This is a genomic window from Bradyrhizobium sp. T-12 (assembly GCF_058314695.1).
Window position 1 is genome coordinate 560,851 of record NZ_CM177756.1, and the last position, 21,497, is coordinate 582,347.

Here is a 21,497-nt window from a genome sequence, read left to right on the forward strand (position 1 = left end):
CGCCTCTAACACGGACGTGGCGGAAAACGCACATGCCTCATTCCAGGCCAATGAGTGCGGCCCGCCCCACGCGGAGGTGGCACGATGCGCAACGAGACGATCGCTATTCACGCCGGCTACGAGCCCGAAGCCACCACGCACGCGGTCGCCGTGCCGATCTACCAGACCGCGGCCTATGCCTTCGACAGCGCCGATCACGGCGCAGCCCTCTTCAATCTCGAAACCGAAGGTTTTCGCTACAGCCGCATTGCCAATCCGACCAGCGCGGTGCTGGAGAAGCGCATAGCCCAGCTCGAAGGCGGCGTCGGCGCGCTGGCGGTCGCGACCGGGCAAGCGGCGCTGCATTTCGCCTTCGTCAACGTTGCCGATCACGGCGGCAACATCGTTTCCGTGCCGCAGCTCTACGGCACAACGCACACGCTGCTCTCGCACATCCTGCCGCGGCAGGGCATCACCGGCCGCTTCGCCGAGAGCGACGCGCCGGATGCGGTCGAGAGGCTGATCGACGAGAACACCCGCGCGGTGTTCGCCGAGACCATCGGCAATCCCGCCGGCAATGTCTGCGACATCGAGGCCCTGGCCAAGGTCGCGCATGCCCATGGCGTGCCGCTGATCGTCGACAACACGGTCGCAACCCCGATCCTGCTCAAGCCGTTCGACTACGGCGCCGACATCGCCGTGCATTCGCTGACCAAGTTCTTGGGCGGCCACGGCACAACGCTCGGCGGCGCCATCGTCGATTCCGGAAATTTTCCCTGGGCGAAGCACGCTGATCGTTTCCCCGCCTACAACAAGCCCGATGCCTCCTATCACGGCCTCGTCTATGCCGAACGGTTCGGCCGCACCGCCTATATCGAGCGTGCGCGCAGCGTCTATCAGCGCACCATGGGCTCGGTGCTGTCGCCGTTCAACGCCTTCCTGCTGCTCCAGGGCATCGAGACCGTCGCGCTGCGCATGGAGCGCCATGTCGAGAACGCCCGCAAGGTCGCCGAATTCCTGCGCAAGGATTCACGCGTCGCCTGGGTCAATTACACCGGCTTTCCCGACAGCCCCTATTATCCGCTGGTGCAGAAATATCTCGATGGCAACGCCTCCTCGCTGTTCACCTTCGGCATCAAGGGCGGCATGGAGGCCGGCAAGACGTTTTACGACGCGCTGAAGCTGATCACGCGCCTCGTCAATATCGGCGATGCCAAGTCGCTGGCCTGCCATCCGGCCTCCACCACCCACCGCCAGATGTCGGCCGAGCAACAGCGCGTTGCCGGCGTGCTGCCGGAAACCATCCGGCTCTCGATCGGCATCGAGCACGTCTCCGACATCATCGAGGACATCGACCAGGCGCTGGACAAGGCCTGCCGGTCGGCGCGCCTCGAGGCCGCGGAGTAGGCGGCACCGCCAATGACGATCCTGATCGACAGGGATCAAGTCATCTCGAGCCCGGCGCTGGTGCCGACCGAGCGCGATCTCGCGCGCGATCCCGGCGCCGAGCTTACCATCGGGCTCGTCAACAACATGCCCGATCCCGCGCTGAAGGCGACCGAGCGGCAGTTCATGAAGCTGCTCCAGGCCGCAGCAGGCTCGTGCCGCATCCGCTTCCACTGCTTCTCGCTTCCCACCGTGAAGCGGTCGCCGGAAGCAAGATGGCACGTCGAGAGCGAGTATTCCAACCTCTCCGATCTCAAGCGCCTGAAATTCGACGGGCTGATCGTGACAGGCGCAGAGCCCGTCGCGCCCGAGCTCGACCAGGAGCCGTACTGGCGCGACCTCACCGAGCTCATCGACTGGGCCAAGGCCAATACGCGCTCGACGATCTGGTCGTGCCTTGCCGCGCACGCGGCGGTGCTGCATCTCGACGGCATCGCACGGCGACGGCTGCCAGCCAAATGCCACGGCATCTTCGATTGCGACGTGATGACGAGCGATGCACTGACGCGCGCCGCGCCCGCGCCGCTGAAGGTCTCGCATTCGCGGCTGAACGAGATCGCGGAGTGCGACCTGGTTCAGGCCGGTTATCAGGTGCTGACCCGTTCGGCAGAGGCCGGCGTCGACGTCTTCGTTCGTCAATATGCCAGCCGCTTCGTGTTCTTCCAGGGCCATCCGGAGTATGACGCGCTGTCGCTCCAGCGCGAATATCTGCGCGACATCGGCCGCTATCTCGCGCGGGAGCGCGAGACCTATCCGCGCCTGCCCGTGAGCTATTTTGACGCAGCGACGGAAGAGAAATTGCTCCGCTTCGAGAAGAAGGCGGCGCACCAGCGTCATCCGGCACTCGCCAACGAGCTGCCCGGGCTGACCTTGCGCGCTGATATCGGTGCCGGCAGCGCGGCGGCTGTGCTTTTTCGCAACTGGTTGCAATATCTCAGCGCGGCAGCCGAGGCGGCGATCCTCGCGCGTCCGTCCAGGGATGTTGGTTCCGCGTTAGGATTACCCAAGCGTTAGGCTTGCCTCAACCGGCGCGCGAATGTTTCAGTACAGAAATACGCAAATCACGGGAAGCTTAGGTCGTGTGGTCGGCACTCCAGGGACGCGTGAGCAATCGGCTGGCCCGGCATTTCCGTGCCGCCCCGCATCGGCTGCCCACCTCGCATGCGCCGATCGTGAGCTTCACTTTCGATGACGCCCCCGACAGCGCAGCAGGGCAGGGCGCCGAACTTCTCGAACAGCATGGCGGCCGGGGCACGTTCTATCTCGCCGGCAGCCTGATCGGCCAGCCATCGGACCATTGGCATGGCTTGTCGGATGACGCGATCGTCCGGCTTCACCGCACCGGTCACGAGATCGCCTGCCATACCTTCTCGCACCAGAGCTCGGCCCATCTCGACGAGGGCGGCATGGCGCGCGAGATCGAGCGGAATCGCGCCTATTTTCGTGCGATAGATTCCTCGATCGCGCTGGAGAATTTCGCCTATCCCTATGGCATCGCCTCGGTCTGGCGCAAGCCGCAGCTTGCCAAGGTATTCCGTTCGGCGCGTGGCATCCTTCCCGGCGTCAATAGCGACGTCATCGATCTCCAGTTCCTGCGTGCCTCGCCCCTGATCGATCGCGAAATCGATCGCGCGGGCGTCGATCGCTATTTCGACGAGGCCGTCGCGAGCGGCGGCTGGCTGATCTTCTATGGACACGACGTCGCGGACGCGCCGAGCCCGTATGGCTGCACGCCGGACCTGATGCGTCATGCGCTGAAAGCGGCCGGAAAGCGCAATATGCCGATCGTGACGGTCGCAGAGGCGCTACGCAGGATTGGGGCGTAGTGTCGTCTTCACTTCTCCCCCTGTAAGGCGAGAGGGAGAGAGCCACGCCTCGGGAGCAAACGCCCTTGCCACGCACGCGCCAGCATGCGACTGGCCTTGTGACGAATCTCACCGCCTGGTTCCATCCCGCTCATGCCCGCTCCCTCCACCGCCCCGCTGCCTGCGCCGGCCAACGGCCGCGATGCGCTGTCGATGCTGCATTCGGTGTTCGGTCTGCCGGGTTTTCGCGGCGCGCAGGGAGAGATCGTCCGGCATGTCACCGAGGGCGGCAATTGCCTGGTGCTGATGCCGACCGGCGGCGGCAAGTCGCTGTGCTATCAACTTCCTTCCCTGCTGCGCGAAGGCTGCGGCATCGTGGTGTCGCCGTTGATCGCGTTGATGCGCGATCAGGTCGCCGGCCTGATCGAGGCCGGCGTCAATGCCGCCGCGCTGAATTCGTCACTGTCGTTCCAGGAGGCCTCCGACATAGAGCGCCGCCTGCTCGCGGGCGATCTCGATCTGCTCTATGTCGCGCCGGAACGCCTGGTCACGCCGCGCTGCCTGTCGCTGCTGGCGCAGGCGAAAGTGGCGCTGTTCGCGATCGACGAAGCGCATTGCGTTTCGCAATGGGGCCATGACTTCCGTCCCGAATATGTCGGCCTCTCCATCATCGCCGAGCGCTTTCCCGACGTGCCGCGCATCGCGCTGACCGCGACCGCTGACGATCTGACGCGCAAGGAGATCGTCGCGCGACTTCAGCTGGCGGATGCGCCGCAATTCGTCTCGAGCTTCGACCGGCCCAACATCCGCTACGAGATCGTCGACAAGCGCAACGCGGTGTCGCAGCTGAAGGAGTTCATCCGGGAGCGTCATGAGGGCGATGCCGGCGTGGTCTATTGCCTGTCCCGTAACCGGGTCGAGGAGGTCGCCGCCGCGCTTCAAGACGCCGGCATTGCAGCGCTGCCCTACCACGCCGGGCTCGACGGAGCGTTGCGCTCACGCAACCAGGACCGCTTTCTCAACGAGGACGGCATCGTCATCGTCGCGACCGTCGCGTTCGGCATGGGCATCGACAAGCCCGACGTGCGCTTCGTTGCCCATCTCGACCTGCCCAAGAGCATCGAGGCCTACTACCAGGAGACGGGCCGCGCCGGCCGCGACGGCAAGCCGTCGGCGGCCTGGATGGCCTATGGGCTCTCCGACATCGTGCAGCAGCGCCGCATGATCGACGAGTCCAGCGCCTCCGACGAGTTCAAGCGGATCTCGATCGGCAAGCTCGATGCGCTGGTCGGCCTTGCCGAAACGCCGCGCTGCCGGCGCCGGCGGCTGCTCGCCTATTTCGGCGAGGTCGTGATGGGCGAGAGCTGCGGCAATTGCGACAATTGCCTGACGCCGCCGAAGATGCGCGATGGCAAGGTGCTGGCGCAGAAGCTGTTGTCCTGCGTCTATCGCACTGGGCAGCGTTTTGGCGCGATGCATCTGATCGACGTGCTGATCGGACGCCTGACCGAGAAGGTGACGCAGTTCGGCCACGACAAATTGTCGGTGTTCGGCATCGGACGCGAGCTCAACGAAAAGCAGTGGCGCACCGTGCTGCGGCAGCTTGTGGCGATGGGCCATTTGCAGAGCGACAGCGAAGCCTATGGAGCGCTGAAGCTGACCGAGAGCGCGCGCGGCGTGCTGCGCGGCGAGACCGAAGTGTGGCTGCGCGAGGAAGCGCCCGGCACCCGCGTTCGCGCAAGCCGCGGCAAATCCCGCCGCGGCGACCTTGCGCCTGCCGCCAATGCCCCGCAAGGCGATGTCGATCCCGAACTGCGCGCGCGGCTGCGCTCGTGGCGCTCGGAGATCGCCCGTGAGCGCGGCGTGCCGGCCTATGTCGTGCTGCACGATGCCACCATCGACGGCATCGTCCGGGCCTGGCCGACCACGCTCGACGAACTCCGCAACGTGCCGGGCATCGGCGACAAGAAGCTCGAGCATTACGGCGACGAACTGCTGCAGATCGTCAAGACGCGGTAGGCGCTATCGCAGATGCCGTAGCCCGGATGGAGCGAAGCGCAATCCGGGATCTCGCACATCAACGGCACCGTCCCGGATTACGCTACGTTCCATCCGGGCTACGAAGGTGCAGGAGGCGGCTATCGCCTCCCTTATGCCTCAGCCGTTGCGGAAGGCATACGCGTAGCCGTTCAGCGCCGGTGCGCCGCCGAGATGGGCGTACAGGATCTTTGCGCCCTTCTCGAAATAGCCCTTCTGCGCGAGGTCGATCAGGCCCTGCATCGACTTGCCCTCGTAGACGGGGTCGGTGATCATGCCTTCGAGACGCGCGCTGAGGCGGATGGCTTCCTTGGTCTCTTCCGACGGCACGCCATAGGCGGGATAGGCGTAGTCCTCGATCAGCACGACGTCGTCAGCCACGAGGTCCTTGCCGAGGTCGACGAGTTCAGCCGTGTTCTTCGCGATCTCGAGCACCTGCGACTTGGTCTGTGCGGGCGTGAAGGACGCATCGATGCCGATCACCTTGCGGGCGCGGCCGTCGGCGGCGAAGCCGACCAGCATGCCGGCATGGGTGGAGCCGGTCACGGTGCAGACGATGATGTAATCGAACTTGAAGCCGAGCTCGGCTTCCTGCTGGCGCACCTCTTCGGCGAAGCCGACATAGCCGAGCCCGCCATATTTGTGCACAGAGGCGCCGGCGGGAATCGCATAGGGCTTGCCGCCTGCGGCCTTCACTTCCTCGATCGCCTGCTCCCAGCTCTTGCGGATGCCGATGTCGAAGCCGTCGTCGACCAGGCGCACGTCGGCGCCCATGATGCGCGACAGCATGATGTTGCCGACGCGGTCATAGACGGCGTCCTCGTGCGGCACCCAGGCTTCCTGCACCAGGCGGCACTTCATGCCGATCTTGGCGGCGACCGCGGCGATCATGCGGGTGTGGTTCGACTGCACGCCGCCGATCGAAACCAGCGTGTCGGCGTTGGAGGCGATCGCATCGGGGATGATGTATTCGAGCTTGCGCAGCTTGTTGCCGCCATAGGCAAGGCCGGAATTGCAGTCCTCGCGCTTGGCATAGATCTCGACCTGGCCGCCGAGATGCTTTGACAGCCGCTCCAGCTTCTCGATGGGGGTTGGACCGAAGGTCAGCTTGTAGCGCGGAAATTTGTCGAGCTTCATGGGTCATCCCGATTGGCGTTGGTGCTGGCGGCTCCCTAGCATCGCCCCGGGAAAAGGTGCTCTCGAATTTTGCGCCAATGTTGCGCCTATTCTTGCGTCGAGGATAATATTGGCTCATGATTCTTCCATACTGACACTCTTTTGCGGAAGCTTCTTTCATGGCCGCCCGGCTCGATCGAACCGACCTTAAGATCCTGAGATTGCTGCAAAATAACGGTCGGCTCAGCAACGCCGAGCTGGCCGTCTCAGTCGCGATCAGCCCCGCCACCTGCCATCGCCGGACCCAGCGGCTGTTCGAGGACGGCTTCATCGCCGCCGTCCGCGCCATGGTTGCGCCGAAGAAGGTGGCCAAGGGCACGCTGGTGATGGTCGGCGTCGTGCTCGACCGCTCGACACCGGAGAGTTTCGCCACCTTCGAGCAGGCGATCGCCAGGCTGAAATTCGTGCTCGACTGCCACCTCGTCGCCGGCGACTTCGACTATTTCCTGAAGATCCGCGTCGGCGACATGGAGGATTTCAACCGCATCCACGGCGAGCAGCTCATCGCGCTGCCCGGCGTGCGGCAGACCCGCACCTTCTTCGTGATGAAGGAGGTCGTCGACAACGCGCCGCTGGAATTTTGAGCGGCGTGCACGAAGCGCCTCGTGCTAGATGGACGACAGTTTTCGAGGAATCGCCTGGTCATGCCGATGGAGCCGCTCCCCTTCCGCCACCACGATCCGGCCGGGCCGGCCTATCGCCGCGGCTGGGTCGATGAGGCCGTGGCCGCGATCGAGGCCGACCAGTGCCGCACCGCCGATACGCATCTGATCCGGCTGATCGTGCCGGCGCTGTCAGGCATCGACATCTATCTGAAGGACGAGTCTACCCATCCGACCGGCAGCCTGAAGCATCGCCTTGCGCGCTCGCTGTTTCTCTACGCGCTCTGCAACGGTCACATCCGCGAAGGCACGCCCGTGGTCGAGGCCTCGTCGGGATCGACCGCGGTGTCGGAGGCCTATTTCGCGCAGATGATCGGCGTCCCCTTCTACGCAGTGATGCCGCGCACGACGTCGGCGGAGAAGATCGCCGCGATCGAGCATTATGGCGGCAATTGCCATCTGATCGACGATGGCCGCGCGCTGTATGCGGAAGCCGCCGCGCTCGCCGCCCGTCTGAACGGCCATTACATGGACCAGTTCACCTTCGCCGAGCGGGCGACCGACTGGCGCGGCAACAACAACATCGCCGAATCGATCTTCACGCAGTTGCAGGGCGAGCGGCGCCCGCTGCCGGACTGGATCGTGATGGGCGCGGGCACCGGCGGCACCTCGGCGACCATCGGACGCTATTTGCGCTATCGCCAATATCCGACACGTCTGTGCGTTGCCGATGTCGAGCATTCCGCCTTCTTCGACTGCTTCCGCTCGCAGGACCGCTCCCATGTCTGCGATCGTCCGTCGCTGATCGAGGGGGTCGGCCGTCCCCGTTGCGAGCCGTCCTTCGTGCCCGGCGTGGTCGATCGCATGATGAAGATCCCGGATGCGGCCACGATCGCGGCGATGAACGTGCTGTCGCGCCGGCTGCGCCGCCCGGTGGGCGGCTCCACCGGCACCAATTTCCTCGCGCTGTGCCGGCTCGCCTCGGAGATGCGTCAGGCCAACGTTGTGGGATCGCTGGTGACGCTGATCTGCGATTCCGGCGAACGCTATCGGCAGACCTATTACGAGCCCGAATGGCTGAAGGCCCGCGGCCTCGATCCGGCGCCGTTCGAGGCCAAATTGTCGTCATTCCTCGCGACGGGCGAGCCGCTCGCGCTTGATCTCGACGACGTCGTCAATCCGCAGAGCGCGTTCGACGCTCCGGTGCCGCCGCAATAGTGTCGATCACTCCGCCGCCTTGCTTGCGGGCGCTGGTGGCACAAAGGCGATGCAGCGGTTGCGGCCCTCGGCCTTGGCCTGGTAGAGCGCCTGATCGGCGGCGCTCATCAGCGCGTCGATGCCGGACATGCTGACGGTCGCCTCCGCGATGCCCACACTGACGGTGACGCCGAATCGAATCTCGCCGGCGATGATCTGCGCGCTCATCACGCGTTTGCGGATGCGATCGGCGACTGTCCTCGCACGTGACAGGCTGGTTTCGGGCAGCAGCACGGCGAACTCCTCACCGCCGAGGCGGCCGACGAGGTCTGATTTGCGTTTGCCATCGAGACACGCGGCTGCAACCGCTCTGATCGCGGCATCGCCCACGGCATGGCCGTAGCGGTCGTTGACCGACTTGAAGTGGTCGATGTCGAGCATCAGCACCGAGACGGAGCGATAATAGCGCTGGAACCGGCTCCACTCCGCATCGAGGGATTCGAGGAAGTGGCGGCGATTGTAGAGGCCCGTAAGAGAGTCGGTGGTCGCGAGCGTCTCCAGCATCGCGGCCTTTTGCGTGAGGTCGGTGATGTCGACATAGGTCAGCATGCGGCCGCCATTCGACATCGTGGTGCAATGGGCCCTGATGCGCCTTCCGTCCGGCGTCTGCAGGTCGCGCACATGGTCGCCGGCCTTGACCTCGGCGACCCGCCTGGCAGGAAATTTTGTCAGCTCGTTTGCCGGAAGGTCCGGAGCGCTCGCGCGATGGACCCGGCTCACCAGTGATGCATAGGTCGGTCGGCTCGCCGCCTCCTGCTCGCTCACATCCCAGAACCGGCGCATCCGCCTGTTCATGAAGCTTGCGTTGAGATCGCGATCGAGCAGCAGCACGCCGTCCTCGACATTCTCGAGCGCGTCGCGCAGCAGCTTCAGCTCGTCGGAATAGCGCACGATGTCGGTGACTGGCGTATAGGTCAGCATTCGCCCGCCGTCGGGCAGTGGCGTGCACTGCATCCGCACGACGTCACCCTTGGTGCGGCGCAGATCGAGCGGCGAGGCGTCACCCGCCTGGACGTGACGGACCCGCTCTGCGACGTAAGCTTCAAGTTCAGCCGGCGGAATCTCGTAAGCAAGTGTGTCGCGGCCGTGATGCATCAGGGTCACGAATGACGGATTGCTGTTGGCGACCTCGTCCGGCAATAGCCACATCTCCCGGAAGGCACGGTTGATCAACTTCGCACGGAGATTGGCATCCAGCAGAACAATGCCGAGCGGGACGAAATCAAGTGCTGCGCGAAGTGCGAGCATCTGCCCGCGCATCAGCGCATCGGACGAGCGCCTTCGCTCCTCGCCGGCGAGGGACTCGACATTGTTCGGCTCCTCGAAAGCGACCCCGACCTGACGGTCCGATCGCCAGACCACGCGACAGGTCAGGACCTCGCGCCCCGCCAGCCGAAGCTGGAAGCGCTCGGGCACGCCGAGGCCGCTCTCCATCTCGAGCGTCGCCGCCTCGTCGGTCAGCCGTCGCACGACGCAATCGATCGTCGACTGGCCGAAATTGAAGAAGATTTTCCCAGCAAGTAGCGTCCGTTCCGGGACCAGATGGGACATTCGCAGCCTCCCGCGTGACTCCGGCCCAGTCTGTCGCAAGCATATTGCCGAGAGGTAACCGGATGGGCGCGGCGGCCATAAGACCGACCGGCAGTCCTTGGCCGGGAGAAGCCACCACGGGGGTCCGAAAGCCCTGCGAAAGTCCCTCATCGTCAAGGCCGGGCCAGTGCGACCGCCCTGGGATGCCGGAACAAGCGGTAGATTGGCTTTACCAGCTGTCCACCATGATCACAGTCAATTGCGCACGGCGTAAAGCGGCGTTCGCAAGGTCACTTGGTAGGCCGGCTTCGGCGTCCAGGCGATCTGCGCGGTGACGCCGAACAGGCGGTTGTCATTGTCATCCATGCGGTCGAGGTCGAGCCGCAGGATGGGCTGCGTGAAGGACTCGGCCAGCGTTCGGCCGGCGAGCTGCGCGCCGCCGAACGACTGCATGCCGAGGCGGCCCGTGAACTTCCAGTTGCTCGGCCATTGGTAATAGCCGCCGGCATAGAGGATCGTGTTCGGCCGGATGCTGGCGAACGGGCTGGCGATGGTGGTGTAGGTATGTTGCATGCCGGCCAGCCAGCCCCGCGTCTCGTCTTCGTCCAGCGCGTAGTCGAATTCCAGAATGTTGTTGAGCGAGTTCGTCATGCCCTGATCGTTCGGCACCGATTGGGTCAGGGTCGATTGCAGCGTGATGGTCGGAATCGATCCGCCGTCCTGCCGGTGGAGGTCGGCCTGCACGCCGATGTTCCAGCTCGTGACGTCGAACGTCGACCAGCCGCCGCCGATGTCGGTCGTCGAGCCCGACACGCCGCCGTAGAGCGAGACGCGGTCGTTGACGTCGACGGTCAGCGGCAGGTCGACGGCAATGGACTTCGCGGCCGGCAGACCGTTCGGCAGCGTTGCGCCTCGGCGCACCGCCAGGGCTTCGAGCGCGGTCGACAGCGACGTGGTGCCGAAACCGAGCCCGAGCGTGCCCGCCGGAATCGACGCATAGGTCGTGCGCAGATCGAGATAGATGTTCGGGATCGCAGGTTTCGCCGGTTCGTCGTCCTCATCTTCGGCAGAGAAGGCGGCGCTGGCCGACAGCATCACGCAGGCCAGTCCCATCGCGACGGCGCGCAAGGTCGGACGACGCGATGGGCGGTGAGGGGACACGTGACAATCCGACGCGTGGAAGGCGGTGGCGAAATCGCGTGCTAGATGGAACGTGATCGTTCGTGTGGTCAAGCGATATCGGCGAGCGATGGACGGCACGGACGTCCGCGGCTACTCTGCGAGGATTGCACGACAGGTTCGCCCGCCAGACTGCAGGCCGGACAATGGAGGACGACAGCCATGACCACGTCACGCCGCATCCTGCTCGCCGGAATGGCCGGGCTTGCCGTCGCTCCGGCCGCAAGGGCAGCCACCCCCGTGCCGATGCGCGATGGCACGACGGTTGCCGAAGAACGGTTTGCGCGCATGATTGCCGCCGCTCATGCGCCCAACGTGACTTGCGCCTGGCAGGCGGAGCGTTATGCGGACATGCATTGGCCTGACTATGTCACGGCAGCCAGGGCCGTGCTCGACGCGCGCGTGTGATTCGCGCTACTTCGCCACCGCTCGCCGCACCTGCTCGCCGATCTGCGACAGCACGAGCTGCGCCTGCGGCAGGATCGCGCCCATGGCGTGGAAATTGTGAACCATGCCGTCGTGGCAGACATGCTCGACGGCGACGCCGGCAGTGAGCAGCTTGCGGGCATAGGCATTGCCCTCGTCGCGCATCGGGTCGTACTCGGCCGTGTGGATGATCGCGGTCGGCAGGCCCGTGAGCCGTGTGGCGCGCAGGGGCGACACGCGCGGGTCGGCCGTGTCGATACCGTCAGGCAGGTAGTCGGACAGATCGGCTTCGATCGTGACCCGATCGATCAGATGGCCCTCGGCGAAGGCCTCACGTGAGGGCGAGGTCTCCTCGAAGTCCAGCACCGGGCAGATCAGGCATTGCGCGGCGATGGCAAGGCCGGCGGTCTGCGCCGCCTCCTGGCATACGATCGCAGCCAGCGCTGCACCGGCGGAATCGCCGCCGACCACCAGGCGGTCCGCATCGATGCCGAGCGATGCCGCCTCGCGCGCGATCCATTCGGTGGCGGCGATGGCGTCGTCGACCGCGGCAGGAAATCGGTGCTCCGGCGCGAGCCGGTAATCGACGGAAACCAGGCGGCAGCCGGTGGCATGCGCCAGCGCGGCCGCGATGCGATCATGCGTGGCGATGCTGCCGGCGACGAGGCCGCCGCCATGGAAGAATACGAAGCCGGGTGCAAGCTCGCCGGCATTTGCTGGCGTGTAGAGACGATAGGGCAGCTCGCCGGCGCGGCCGGGCAGCACGCCGTCGCGTGCCGTCACGTCAGGCGCATCAGCGCGCGCGAACTGCATCAGCTTGGCCAGCGATTGCCGCCGCGCCTCCACGCTCGGCCGGCTTCGCGCCGGCGGCGCAGCCGCAGCCATCATGGTCAACAAGCGCTTTGCGAGCGGATCGAGCGGCATGGCGAACTCCGTATCATTGCCCGCATTATAGCCTGTTTGGCTTGTCTGCCCTCCAGCAGAGGGTGCCAATCGGGCAGCAAATCGTTTAGAAATTGGGACAATAGTGGCCGGATATTCCAAGGGAGGCCGGATATGGCCGAAATCAAGAAGCCGATCGAATATTCGCCGAGCTGGACCTTCTTCGAGGGCAAATGGCACGACGGCAACGTGCCGATCATGGGCCCGCGCACGCATGCGGCCTGGCTCGGGTCGGTGGTGTTCGACGGTGCCCGCGCCTTCGAGGGCGTCGCGCCCGATCTCGACCGTCACGTCGCGCGCGCCAATCAATCCGCGATCAATTTCGGCCTGAAGCCGGTGGTCGATACCGGCACCTGGCTGACGCTGGCAAATGAAGGCATTGCTCGCTTTGCGGCGAATGCCGAGCTCTATGTCCGTCCGATGTATTGGGCGCAGAACGGCGCGGGCGGCGGCGTGCTGTTCGACCCCGAGACCACCAATTGGTGCCTGTGCATCTACGAGGCGCCGATGCCAAAGCCGGTCGGCAACGCCATCAGCCTGTCGCCGTTCCGCAGGCCGACTGCCGAATGCGCGCCGGTCGAGGCGAAAGCGGCCTGCCTCTATCCGAACAATTCGCGCGCGCTCGCGGAAGCTGCCTCGCGCGGCTTCCAGAACGCGCTGATGCTCGACATGCTCGGCAACGTCGCGGAATTCGGCAATTCAAACGTGTTCATGGCGAGGGACGGCGTGGTCTATACGCCGGTGCCCAACGGCACCTTCCTCAACGGCATCACGCGCCAGCGCGTCATCAGTCTGCTGCGCGGCGACGGCGTCAATGTGGTCGAGAAGACGTTGCGCTATGCCGACTTCCTGGCCGCGGACGAGATCTTCTCCACCGGCAATTTCGCCAAGGTCGCCCCGGTGATCCGCATCGACGAGCGCGAGCTGAAGCCGGGCCCGTTCTACGCAAAGGCGCGAAAGCTCTATTGGGACTTTGCCCATGCGGTGAAGCTGGCGGCGTGATCGGGGCTTCTCAGTCGTCATGCCCGGGCTTGTCCCGGGCATCCACGTTCTTCCTCGCACGCCGTCACGCATGGATGGCCGGGACAAGCCCGGCCATGACGGGATCTATCCGCGTCGCCGAAACCGGCTGAACTGAAACGCCTGCGTCGAATCCCAGGGCGTATGATGCGTCTCGCGGCGCGTCTCGATCAGCGCGAAGTCCGGCCCGAGCTCTGCGAGAAGGCTGGCGCTGTCATGGCGCTGCACCGGCAGGCCGCTGCACTTCTCCGGACCATCGGGTGCGAACGTCGCGATGATGACATGGCCGCCGGGGGCAACCGCGGATCGCAGGCGCTCGACATAAGCCGTCCTGTCCTGCGGATCGGTCAGAAAGTGAAATGCGGCGCGGTCGTGCCAGACCTGGTAGGTCTTCGGCGGCCGCCACGTCGTTGCGTCGGCGACGATCCAATCGACACGTGATGCGGTGTCGCCGAGCCGTTTCTTGGCTGCGTCAAGCGCGTGGGCAGAGAGATCCAGGACGGCGACGTCGCGATATCCGTCCTGCAATAGCGCATCGACCAGACGCGAGGCGCCGCCGCCGATATCGATGATGGCAGTCTCGCGATCGGGATCGGCTGCCCTGATCATCGCGAGCGAGGTCGAGGGGCTGGTCTGAAACCAGCTGACCTCGGCCTCGCCCTTGGTGGCGTAGACGTTGTCCCAATGGGAGCATCGGTCGGATATGGCGCATCCTCCGGCTCACCTGGGGCGCCGGGGCATAGAAAGGACTATTCGTCCTTCTTCGACATCCGCTCCAGGCGTTCCTGCATTTCCTTCATCTGCTGGCGCAAATCGTCGATGTTGCTGTCCTTCGGCGCTTCTGCGGTCGCATCGGTCTCCGTCTCTGCAGTGGCCCCCGGGCGCGGCGGAACGAAGGGCTTGAACATCGAGAAGGTCTGCTGGAACAGCTCCATGTTGCGACGGACTTGTTCCTCCAAAGGAGCAAAAGGAGTGCCGGACAGGGTATTGGCGATCTGCTTGCGGAACTTCTCCTGCTCCTGGGTCAGGGTCGCGATCGACTGCTCCAGATATTTCGGCACCACCATCTGCATGCTGTCGCCGTAGAAGCGGATCAGCTGGCGCAGGAAGGTGGTCGGGAGCAGGTTCTGGCCGGCCTTGTTCTCCTGCTCGAAGATGATCTGGGCGAGCACGGAGCGGGTGATGTCGTCGCCGGTCTTGGCGTCATAGACCAGGAAATCCTCACCATCCTTGACCATCGCGGCGAGGTCTTCCAGCGTCACATAGGTGCTCGTTCCGGTGTTATAGAGCCGGCGGTTCGCGTATTTTTTGATGGTGGTGGGTTGGTCTGATTTCGCCATGGGCTCTCACTTGCAAGCGCGGAGAACGGGAACCCGACGGGCCATGCCGCAGGGCGGGAAGAGTACGCAACGCAACAAAATAAGCATTTTCAAAGGGGTCACGCTACCGTTTTGTGCGGCACGGTTAATCGCGGAGCAAAATCTTGCTTGCGAAAGCGCCAAGAACGCTATTTTGAATGCGCTGCGGCATGAATTCGGTCGCCGGCCGATTGACATGCCTCAACGACGTTAACAGGATGGCTGACGAGACTGGCGAGCCGTTTCCCTAAAGCCCCGCCTGCCCCTTTCAAAGAAACCTCAAGCCTCAGGAGATGCCCATGTCAGACGATGTCGTCATCGTCAGCGCCGCCCGCACCCCGGTCGGAAGCTTCAACGGCGCGTTCGCGACCCTTCCCGCCCACGATCTCGGCGCTATCGCCATCAAGGCCGCGCTGGAGCGCGGTGGCATCGAGCCCGGCCGGGTCTCCGAGGTCATCATGGGACAGATCCTGACCGCCGCCCAGGGCCAGAACCCGGCCCGTCAGGCCTCGATCGGCGCCGGCATCCCGGCGGAGAGCCCGGCCTGGGGCGTGAACCAGCTTTGCGGCTCGGGCCTGCGCACGGTCGCACTCGGCTACCAGGCGCTGCTCAACGGCGATTCCGAAATCGTGGTTGCTGGCGGCCAGGAGTCCATGAGCATGGCCCCGCACGCCCAATATCTGCGTGGCGGCGTCAAGATGGGACCCGTCGAGTTCGTCGACACCATGATCAAGGACGGTCTGTGGGATGCCTTCAACGGCTACCACATGGGCAACACCGCCGAGAACGTCGCGCGGCAGTGGCAGATCACCCGCGCCCAGCAGGACGAGTTCGCGGTCGCCTCGCAGCAGAAAGCCGAGGCGGCGCAGAAGGCCGGCAAGTTCAACGACGAGATCGTTCCCGTCACCATCAAGACCCGCAAGGGCGATGTCGTCGTCAGCGCCGATGAATATCCGCGTCATGGCGCAACGCTCGAGGCGATGGCCAAGCTCCGTCCCGCTTTCGAGAAGGAAGGCACTGTTACCGCGGGATCTGCATCCGGCATCAATGACGGCGCCGCCGCCGTGGTGCTGATGACCGCCAAGCAGGCGGCCAAGGAAGGCAAGAAGCCGCTCGCGCGTATCGTGTCCTGGGCGCAGGCCGGTGTCGATCCGAAGATCATGGGCTCGGGCCCGATCCCGGCGTCGCGCGCCGCGCTGAAGAAGGCCGGCTGGAATGTCGGCGATCTCGATCTGATCGAGGCCAACGAAGCCTTCGCGGCCCAGGCCTGTGCCGTCAACAAGGACCTCGGCTGGGACACCTCCAAGGTCAACGTCAATGGCGGCGCGATCGCGATCGGCCATCCGGTCGGCGCGTCCGGCGCGCGCGTGCTGGTGACGCTGCTGCACGAAATGCAGAAGCGCGATTCCAAGAAGGGTCTCGCCACGCTGTGCATCGGCGGCGGCATGGGCATCGCGATGTGCATCGCGCGCGACTGACGATAGCTGACGTGCAGCTGACGCGCGGTGTGCGCGTGCGCTGCACACGTCGGTGAGTGCGTTGCACGCGATTAAAAAGGCAGCGGTTGCAAATCAAATATTCTTCGCAATCGCGCAGGCCTCGACTAAATCAAACGCCCGGCTCAACGCCGGGCGTTTTGTTCTTGATGTCCGTCAAACCAACCGCATAATCCCACGTTAAAAAAAACGATCACTCCAGAAACGTCCGAAGAGTCTAAGGAAGAGTCCAAGGGAAGGAATACGACATGGCACGTGTTGCATTGGTCACGGGTGGTACGCGGGGCATTGGTGCTGCGATCAGCAAGGCACTGAAGGCGGCTGGCTACAAGGTCGCGGCGAGCTACGCCGGCAACGACGCGGCGGCGGAGAAGTTCAAGGCCGAGACCGGCATCGCCGTCTACAAATGGGACGTCAGCAGCTTCGACGCCTGTGCCGAAGGCGTGAAGAAGGTCGAGGCCGATCTCGGGCCGATCGAGGTGCTCGTCAACAATGCCGGCATCACCCGCGACACCGCCTTCCACAAGATGACGCTCGAGCAGTGGAACGCCGTCATCAACACCAATCTCGGTTCGCTGTTCAACATGACGCGCCAGGTCATCGAGGGCATGCGTGCGCGCAAGTTCGGCCGCATCATCTCGATCTCGTCGATCAACGGACAGAAGGGGCAGTTCGGTCAGGTCAACTATTCCGCGGCGAAGGCCGGCGATATCGGTTTCACCAAGGCGCTCGCGCTGGAGAATGCCAAGGGTGGCATCACCGTGAACGCGATCTGCCCCGGCTACATCAACACCGAAATGGTGCAGGCGGTGCCGAAGGACGTTCTGGAGAAGAACGTGATCCCGCAGATCCCGGCCAACCGGCTCGGCGAACCCGAAGAGATCGCGCGCGCGGTCGTGTTCCTCGCGGCCGACGAGTCCGGTTTCATCACCGGCTCGACGCTCACCGTCAACGGCGGCCAATACATGGTGTGATGCGATCGCATCACGCCGGCTGATATTTTGCACATCGGCGTGCCCGGGCTTGTCCCGGGCATCATGCCCTGTCATTCCGGGGCGCCGCGAGAGCGGCGAACCCGGAAACTCGAAATTCCGGGTCTGGCGCTACGCGCCATCCCGGAATGACGAGGCCTTCCAAGATGACTCCCCGCACCGCCACGCTGATCGGATTGACCGCGATCCTGATGTGGTCGCTGCTCTCGGTGATGACGGTGGCGACCGGAACGATCCCGGCGTTTCAGCTCGCGGCCATGACCTTCGCGATCGGCGGCCTCGTCGGCCTGCTCACCTGGATCGGCCGCGGCGATGCCGCGAAAAGCCTGCGTCAGCCGCTCGTCGTCTGGGTCGTCGGCGTCGGCGGCCTGTTCGGCTATCACGCGCTGTATTTCCTCGCGCTCCGCTTCGCGCCGCCGGCCGAAGCCGGTCTTCTGAACTACATGTGGCCGCTCTTGATCGTGCTGTTCTCCTCGTTCCTGCCCGGCGAGCGGCTCGCTTTGCATCACATCGTCGGCGCCGTGCTCGGCCTCGTCGGCACCGTGCTGCTGTTCGCCGGCAACACCAGCGGATTTGCACCGGGGGCGGTGCCGGGACTGATCGCAGCCTTCATTGCCGCGTTCGTCTGGGCGGCCTATTCGGTGCTGTCGCGCCGGCTGAAAGCGGTGCCGACGGATGCCGTCGCGGGCTTCTGCCTTGCCACCGCAGCGCTGGCCGCGCTGATGCACGGTTTGCTTGAAACCACGGTGTGGCCGGAGACCATTTTGCAATGGCTTTCGGTTCTCGCCCTCGGCATCGGTCCCGTCGGGGCGGCCTTCTACGCCTGGGACATCGGCATGAAGCGTGGCGACATCCGCGTGCTTGGCGCCGCCTCCTACGCGACGCCGCTGCTCTCGACCGGCTTCCTCATCACCGCCGGCTTTGCCAAGGCCAGCGCCAACATCGCCATCGCCGCGATTCTGATTGCCGGCGGCGGCCTGATCGCGGCGAAGGACATGGTGCTGAGGAAGAGGTGATCGTCATTCCGGGCGCGCCGCTTGCGCGCGGCGTCCCGGAATGACGGTGTAGGCGCTACGGCTCCCAGCCCTTCGGTGCGAGCTCGAAGCCTGCGAACTCGAACGCGGGCGCCACGGTGCAGCCGACCAGGGTCCACTCGCCCGTGGTCTCAGCCATCTGCCAGGCCTGCTCCGGCACGATCGCCTGCGGCCGCTCGCCGCCGGCGAGATCGGTGCCGAGCCGCACTTCGTGCCGCGAGCAGCCGTCATGGGCGATGCGCAGCATCAGGGGGCTGCCCGCATAATAATGCCAGGTCTCGACCGCATCGACGCGATGCCAGTGCGAGCGTTCGCCGCGTGCGAGCAGGAAGTAGATCAGGGTCGAGCGCGACCGGCCGTTGGCGTCCGTGGCCTGGTCGCGAAACGTCTCGCGATAATGGCCGCCCTCGGGATGCGGCCGCAGTTCAAGGCGAGCGATGATCTCGGCTGCGGTCGGCATCGATCCCCGTCAGGTCTATGTTTCAGGACTTGCGCGTCAGGATTTATGCGTCAGGATTTGTTCTTGCGCTCGCGCAGCTCGCCGAACACTGCGGCGGCATCCGCGCCCTTCATGTGCAGCCTGGCCGCGACCGACGGTTCGTCGGCGCGCAGGAACACATTGGCCCGCTTCTCGTCGCCAAGCAGTGTCGGAATGGTCGGCCTGTTCTCGGCGCGGAGTTTCGTCACCTCCGCCGCGCGCGCCTGCAGCGCCGCATTGTCGGGATCGACGGTGAGCGCGAACTTGACGTTGGAGGCCGTGTATTCGTGGCCGCAATAGAGCTTGAAGTCGTCGGGCAGGGCGCGCAGCTTCAGGAGCGAATCCCACATCATGGGGTAGGTGCCCTCGAACACGCGTCCGCAGCCGATCGAGAACAGCGTGTCGGCGGCGAACACCGTCTTCTCGGTGTCGAACACGTAGGAGATGTGGTCGAGCGTGTGGCCGGGCGTCTCCAGAACGCGCGCCAGCAGATTGCCGATCTTGACCACGTCGGCATTGGCGACGCGCAGGTCGACATTGGCGATGGCGGTGGTCTTGTCGTGCGGCGCGACGACGCGGCAATTGTATTTCCGCTTGAGTTCGGCGACTCCGCCGACATGATCGCCGTGATGATGGGTGATCAGGATGTCGGTGAGCTGCCAACCCTCGCGCTCCAGCGCCTGGACGATCGGGCCAGCCTCGGGCGCGTCGATCGACGCCGTTGCCTTGGTTTCCACATCGTGGATCAGATAACCGAAATTGTCGTTTAAACAGGTGAAAGTACGAATTTCGGCGGCCATGTCATCTCCATCGCGCTCAGCCCCGCCAGACAAATATGGCGTTAACGTTGCACAGGCAATGCAATATTCCGCGCGCAGGCGCGGCCTTACGCATGTTACATTGCCGTCATGACCATCGACGTCGTCGACCTCCGCGAGTTCTATTCCCGTCGCCTCGGCATTGTGGCGCGGCAAATGATCAATCGCGGCATCAGGGAGCGCTGGCCGGGCGCGGAGGGCCAGCGCGTGCTCGGCCTCGGCTATCCCACGCCCTATCTGGGGTTGTTCCGCGAAGACGCCGAGCGCTGCATCGCCTTCATGCCGGCGGCCCAGGGCGTCCTGAAATGGCCGACGGGGCGGCCGGCGCTGGCCTCGCTGGTCGACGAATTCTCGCTGCCGCTGCCCGACGCCGCGGTCGACCGCATCCTGCTGATCCACGCGCTCGAGATGTCGGACGATCCGGCCGCGCTGCTGCGCGAGGTGTGGCGCGTGCTGTCGCCCTCGGGCCGCGTGATCGCGGTGATCCCGAACCGGCGTGGGGTGTGGACCCGCACCGACAGCACGCCGTTCGGTCACGGCCGGCCCTATTCGCGCTCGCAGATCACCGACCTGTTGCGCCAGACCTGGTTCACGCCGACCGCCTGGGGCGAGGCGTTGTTCATGCCGCCCTATGCCGGTGGCTGGGTGCTGAAATCCGCACAGATGTGGGAGCGCGCCGGTGCGGCGCTGTCGCTGCCCTTTGCCGGCGTGCACATCGTCGAGGCCACCAAGCAGGTCTATCGTGCGATCCCCGCCAAACGCGAGCGGGCGCGGCTGATTCCCTCGCTCGCCAAGCCCGTGTTGGTGCCATCCTCGACGGTGACGCGCAGCTGAAAAAAATCGTCCCGGCGAGGCCGGGACGATTGCAGTTCACAAACTCAGAACAGGCTTATTCGCCGGGCGCGACTTCGTCGCTCGAGGCGGCAGGTGCGGCCTCGCGCTCGGGGCGCGGGCCATGCGGCCGGCGCCGCCGGCGCGGAAAGCGTTCGCCACCGCCGCCGCCACCGCCCTCGAAGCCGGGTTGGCCGCCATTGGCGCCGACATTCACTTGCGGCTGCGGACCGGTGATGAAGGACGGCAGGCGATCGACGCTGCCGGCATCGGCGATGACGGGCTGCGGCTGGTTCGCGGGCAGCGGCTGCGGCTGATATTGCGGCTGCGGGCGATGATCGCGTTCGCGGTGCTCGCGCGGCTGCTGGTCGCGCTGATAAGGCTGCTGCTGGTCGCGTTGCTGATGATCACGCTGGTGATGATCGCGCTGGCCGTCGCGGTCGCGCGCGAAAGGCTGCTGCTGCGGCTGCGGGACGAAGCCCGGCTCCTGGCCGAAATTCGAGAAATTCTCGCCGTCGTCCTCGCCGTCGTCGCTGTGGCTGCTGACGGGCTCGTCACCGCGCGGCTGCTGGTTCTGGCGGAACTGCTCCTGGGCCGCCGCGATCAGGCGGAAATAATGCTCGGCATGCTGGTAGTAGTTCTCCGCCGCAACGGGATCGCCGGACGAGCGCGCGTCGCGCGCAAGCTGGAGATACTTTTCGGCGATGTGCGAAGCGGTGCCGCGGATCTTGATGTCGGGTCCGTTGGACTCGTAGACCCGGGTCATCGGGTTCTGGCTGCGCCGGTTGTTGTTGTTGTTATTGTTGTTGCGGTTGCGCATCCGCTGCTTGTTCTGACCGTTTCTCATGTCCTGCCTTTAATTCCAGCCCTAAAGGTTGCACGCATTACTGATTGCTAGGAGTGACCTGCCGACAGCGGTTCACATTGCCCACGCGCAACCGCGCGCAAGAGCGGATTGATCCCTGCCGATGTTCGTCGACCGTCGCGTTCAACAAGGACGCGTTCCCCACCCGCCAGCATTGATCGCCAGCGAACCCATTCATTTTGCCTGCCGAAACAAGCCCAGCTTTGTTGCGTAAGTCTTCAAGCGC

21 protein-coding genes are annotated in these 21,497 nt (G+C 64.9%); 12 read left to right on the top strand and 9 right to left on the bottom strand.

Translation table 11 applies throughout. The features are described from left to right. Window positions 1-84 precede the first annotated feature (84 nt). The 4 genes from AC0WRY_RS02660 (at window position 85) to recQ (ending at window position 5,249) form a co-directional block, all read left to right on the top strand. Entirely contained in the window at window positions 85-1,386 is a 1,302-nt protein-coding gene (locus tag AC0WRY_RS02660; RefSeq protein WP_194405555.1) for an O-acetylhomoserine aminocarboxypropyltransferase/cysteine synthase family protein, read from the top strand. A 12-nt stretch (window positions 1,387-1,398) separates the two neighbouring features. After that, a complete protein-coding gene (metA, locus tag AC0WRY_RS02665; protein WP_194405556.1) occupies window positions 1,399-2,439 on the top strand; it encodes a homoserine O-succinyltransferase MetA in 1,041 nt (346 codons plus the stop codon). 65 nt (window positions 2,440-2,504) lie between these two features. Continuing rightward, on the top strand, window positions 2,505-3,251 hold the full coding sequence (locus AC0WRY_RS02670; protein ID WP_194405557.1) for a polysaccharide deacetylase family protein: 747 nt from the start codon (window positions 2,505-2,507) through the stop codon (window positions 3,249-3,251). Between the two features lie 132 nt (window positions 3,252-3,383). Further along, entirely contained in the window at window positions 3,384-5,249 is a 1,866-nt protein-coding gene (gene recQ / locus AC0WRY_RS02675; protein ID WP_194405558.1) for a DNA helicase RecQ, read from the top strand. 138 nt (window positions 5,250-5,387) lie between these two features. Here recQ and AC0WRY_RS02680 read toward each other — a convergent pair whose 3' ends face one another. Further along, window positions 5,388-6,404: a 1-aminocyclopropane-1-carboxylate deaminase gene (locus AC0WRY_RS02680; protein ID WP_194405559.1), complete on the bottom strand. Its 1,017-nt coding sequence runs from the start codon at window positions 6,402-6,404 to the stop codon at window positions 5,388-5,390. A 158-nt stretch (window positions 6,405-6,562) separates the two neighbouring features. Between AC0WRY_RS02680 and AC0WRY_RS02685 the strand changes: the two genes are divergently transcribed. Next, window positions 6,563-7,027: an Lrp/AsnC family transcriptional regulator gene (locus AC0WRY_RS02685; RefSeq protein WP_194405560.1), complete on the top strand. Its 465-nt coding sequence runs from the start codon at window positions 6,563-6,565 to the stop codon at window positions 7,025-7,027. Window positions 7,028-7,093: 66 nt separating this feature from the next. Continuing rightward, window positions 7,094-8,263 (top strand): PLP-dependent cysteine synthase family protein, encoded by a 1,170-nt coding sequence (locus AC0WRY_RS02690; RefSeq protein ID WP_194408143.1) that lies wholly within the window; start codon window positions 7,094-7,096, stop codon window positions 8,261-8,263. Window positions 8,264-8,269: 6 nt separating this feature from the next. Here the strand turns inward: AC0WRY_RS02690 and AC0WRY_RS02695 are convergent, their stop codons facing one another. Both AC0WRY_RS02695 and AC0WRY_RS02700 read right to left on the bottom strand, forming a co-directional pair. After that, window positions 8,270-9,853 (bottom strand): sensor domain-containing diguanylate cyclase, encoded by a 1,584-nt coding sequence (locus AC0WRY_RS02695; RefSeq protein WP_491122613.1) that lies wholly within the window; start codon window positions 9,851-9,853, stop codon window positions 8,270-8,272. A 234-nt stretch (window positions 9,854-10,087) separates the two neighbouring features. Then, complete coding sequence (locus tag AC0WRY_RS02700) at window positions 10,088-10,960, bottom strand: hypothetical protein (RefSeq protein ID WP_491123538.1); 873 nt, start codon at window positions 10,958-10,960, stop codon at window positions 10,088-10,090. A gap of 213 nt (window positions 10,961-11,173) precedes the next feature. On the opposite strand from AC0WRY_RS02700, the gene AC0WRY_RS02705 reads away from it, so the two are divergent. Next, window positions 11,174-11,419 (top strand): hypothetical protein, encoded by a 246-nt coding sequence (locus tag AC0WRY_RS02705; protein ID WP_491122614.1) that lies wholly within the window; start codon window positions 11,174-11,176, stop codon window positions 11,417-11,419. A gap of 6 nt (window positions 11,420-11,425) precedes the next feature. On the opposite strand, the gene AC0WRY_RS02710 is transcribed toward AC0WRY_RS02705, so the two are convergent. Then, window positions 11,426-12,361: an alpha/beta hydrolase gene (locus AC0WRY_RS02710; protein WP_491122615.1), complete on the bottom strand. Its 936-nt coding sequence runs from the start codon at window positions 12,359-12,361 to the stop codon at window positions 11,426-11,428. A 132-nt stretch (window positions 12,362-12,493) separates the two neighbouring features. On the opposite strand from AC0WRY_RS02710, the gene AC0WRY_RS02715 reads away from it, so the two are divergent. Next, window positions 12,494-13,381 (top strand): branched-chain amino acid aminotransferase, encoded by an 888-nt coding sequence (locus tag AC0WRY_RS02715; RefSeq protein WP_491122616.1) that lies wholly within the window; start codon window positions 12,494-12,496, stop codon window positions 13,379-13,381. A gap of 105 nt (window positions 13,382-13,486) precedes the next feature. Here the strand turns inward: AC0WRY_RS02715 and AC0WRY_RS02720 are convergent, their stop codons facing one another. Both AC0WRY_RS02720 and phaR read right to left on the bottom strand, forming a co-directional pair. Next, window positions 13,487-14,104, bottom strand: a complete 618-nt coding sequence (locus tag AC0WRY_RS02720; protein ID WP_491123539.1) for a class I SAM-dependent methyltransferase — start codon at window positions 14,102-14,104, stop codon at window positions 13,487-13,489. Between the two features lie 44 nt (window positions 14,105-14,148). Beyond that, window positions 14,149-14,739, bottom strand: coding sequence for a polyhydroxyalkanoate synthesis repressor PhaR (gene phaR / locus AC0WRY_RS02725; RefSeq protein ID WP_194405566.1), 591 nt, complete (start codon window positions 14,737-14,739; stop codon window positions 14,149-14,151). Window positions 14,740-15,056: 317 nt separating this feature from the next. On the opposite strand from phaR, the gene AC0WRY_RS02730 reads away from it, so the two are divergent. The 3 genes from AC0WRY_RS02730 to yddG all read left to right on the top strand — a co-directional run bounded on the left by AC0WRY_RS02730 (window position 15,057) and on the right by yddG (window position 18,261). Further along, entirely contained in the window at window positions 15,057-16,235 is a 1,179-nt protein-coding gene (locus AC0WRY_RS02730; RefSeq protein ID WP_491122617.1) for an acetyl-CoA C-acetyltransferase, read from the top strand. A gap of 266 nt (window positions 16,236-16,501) precedes the next feature. After that, window positions 16,502-17,227 carry an acetoacetyl-CoA reductase gene (gene phbB / locus AC0WRY_RS02735; RefSeq protein ID WP_097666290.1) on the top strand — a complete coding sequence of 242 codons (726 nt, stop codon included), beginning with the start codon at window positions 16,502-16,504 and terminating at the stop codon, window positions 17,225-17,227. Between the two features lie 164 nt (window positions 17,228-17,391). Next, window positions 17,392-18,261, top strand: a complete 870-nt coding sequence (gene yddG, locus AC0WRY_RS02740; RefSeq protein ID WP_491122618.1) for an aromatic amino acid exporter YddG — start codon at window positions 17,392-17,394, stop codon at window positions 18,259-18,261. Window positions 18,262-18,316: 55 nt separating this feature from the next. Here the strand turns inward: yddG and AC0WRY_RS02745 are convergent, their stop codons facing one another. Then, window positions 18,317-18,739 (bottom strand): cupin domain-containing protein, encoded by a 423-nt coding sequence (locus AC0WRY_RS02745; protein WP_194405569.1) that lies wholly within the window; start codon window positions 18,737-18,739, stop codon window positions 18,317-18,319. Window positions 18,740-18,789: 50 nt separating this feature from the next. Then, complete coding sequence (gene gloB / locus AC0WRY_RS02750; protein WP_491122619.1) at window positions 18,790-19,557, bottom strand: hydroxyacylglutathione hydrolase; 768 nt, start codon at window positions 19,555-19,557, stop codon at window positions 18,790-18,792. A gap of 108 nt (window positions 19,558-19,665) precedes the next feature. Here gloB and AC0WRY_RS02755 point away from each other — a divergent pair, with 108 nt between their 5' ends. After that, window positions 19,666-20,409, top strand: coding sequence for a methyltransferase domain-containing protein (locus AC0WRY_RS02755; RefSeq protein WP_194405571.1), 744 nt, complete (start codon window positions 19,666-19,668; stop codon window positions 20,407-20,409). Between the two features lie 55 nt (window positions 20,410-20,464). On the opposite strand, the gene AC0WRY_RS02760 is transcribed toward AC0WRY_RS02755, so the two are convergent. Further along, window positions 20,465-21,253 carry a DUF4167 domain-containing protein gene (locus AC0WRY_RS02760; RefSeq protein ID WP_491122620.1) on the bottom strand — a complete coding sequence of 263 codons (789 nt, stop codon included), beginning with the start codon at window positions 21,251-21,253 and terminating at the stop codon, window positions 20,465-20,467. Window positions 21,254-21,497 lie beyond the last annotated feature (244 nt).

Bases quoted from the DNA above. Each gene is read 5' to 3' on its own strand.
- AC0WRY_RS02710 (WP_491122615.1), bottom strand. From the start codon at position 12,361: ATGCCGCTCGATCCGCTCGCAAAGCGCTTGTTGACCATGATGGCTGCG.
- yddG (WP_491122618.1), top strand. From the start codon at position 17,392: ATGACTCCCCGCACCGCCACGCTGATCGGATTGACCGCGATCCTGATG.
- recQ (WP_194405558.1), top strand. From the start codon at position 3,384: ATGCCCGCTCCCTCCACCGCCCCGCTGCCTGCGCCGGCCAACGGCCGC.
- AC0WRY_RS02760 (WP_491122620.1), bottom strand. From the start codon at position 21,253: ATGAGAAACGGTCAGAACAAGCAGCGGATGCGCAACCGCAACAACAAT.
- AC0WRY_RS02715 (WP_491122616.1), top strand. From the start codon at position 12,494: ATGGCCGAAATCAAGAAGCCGATCGAATATTCGCCGAGCTGGACCTTC.
- AC0WRY_RS02730 (WP_491122617.1), top strand. From the start codon at position 15,057: ATGTCAGACGATGTCGTCATCGTCAGCGCCGCCCGCACCCCGGTCGGA.
- metA (WP_194405556.1), top strand. From the start codon at position 1,399: ATGACGATCCTGATCGACAGGGATCAAGTCATCTCGAGCCCGGCGCTG.
- AC0WRY_RS02705 (WP_491122614.1), top strand. From the start codon at position 11,174: ATGACCACGTCACGCCGCATCCTGCTCGCCGGAATGGCCGGGCTTGCC.
- AC0WRY_RS02695 (WP_491122613.1), bottom strand. From the start codon at position 9,853: ATGTCCCATCTGGTCCCGGAACGGACGCTACTTGCTGGGAAAATCTTC.
- AC0WRY_RS02690 (WP_194408143.1), top strand. From the start codon at position 7,094: ATGGAGCCGCTCCCCTTCCGCCACCACGATCCGGCCGGGCCGGCCTAT.
- phaR (WP_194405566.1), bottom strand. From the start codon at position 14,739: ATGGCGAAATCAGACCAACCCACCACCATCAAAAAATACGCGAACCGC.
- phbB (WP_097666290.1), top strand. From the start codon at position 16,502: ATGGCACGTGTTGCATTGGTCACGGGTGGTACGCGGGGCATTGGTGCT.
- AC0WRY_RS02755 (WP_194405571.1), top strand. From the start codon at position 19,666: ATGACCATCGACGTCGTCGACCTCCGCGAGTTCTATTCCCGTCGCCTC.
- AC0WRY_RS02680 (WP_194405559.1), bottom strand. From the start codon at position 6,404: ATGAAGCTCGACAAATTTCCGCGCTACAAGCTGACCTTCGGTCCAACC.
- gloB (WP_491122619.1), bottom strand. From the start codon at position 19,557: ATGGCCGCCGAAATTCGTACTTTCACCTGTTTAAACGACAATTTCGGT.
- AC0WRY_RS02660 (WP_194405555.1), top strand. From the start codon at position 85: ATGCGCAACGAGACGATCGCTATTCACGCCGGCTACGAGCCCGAAGCC.
- AC0WRY_RS02685 (WP_194405560.1), top strand. From the start codon at position 6,563: ATGGCCGCCCGGCTCGATCGAACCGACCTTAAGATCCTGAGATTGCTG.
- AC0WRY_RS02745 (WP_194405569.1), bottom strand. From the start codon at position 18,739: ATGCCGACCGCAGCCGAGATCATCGCTCGCCTTGAACTGCGGCCGCAT.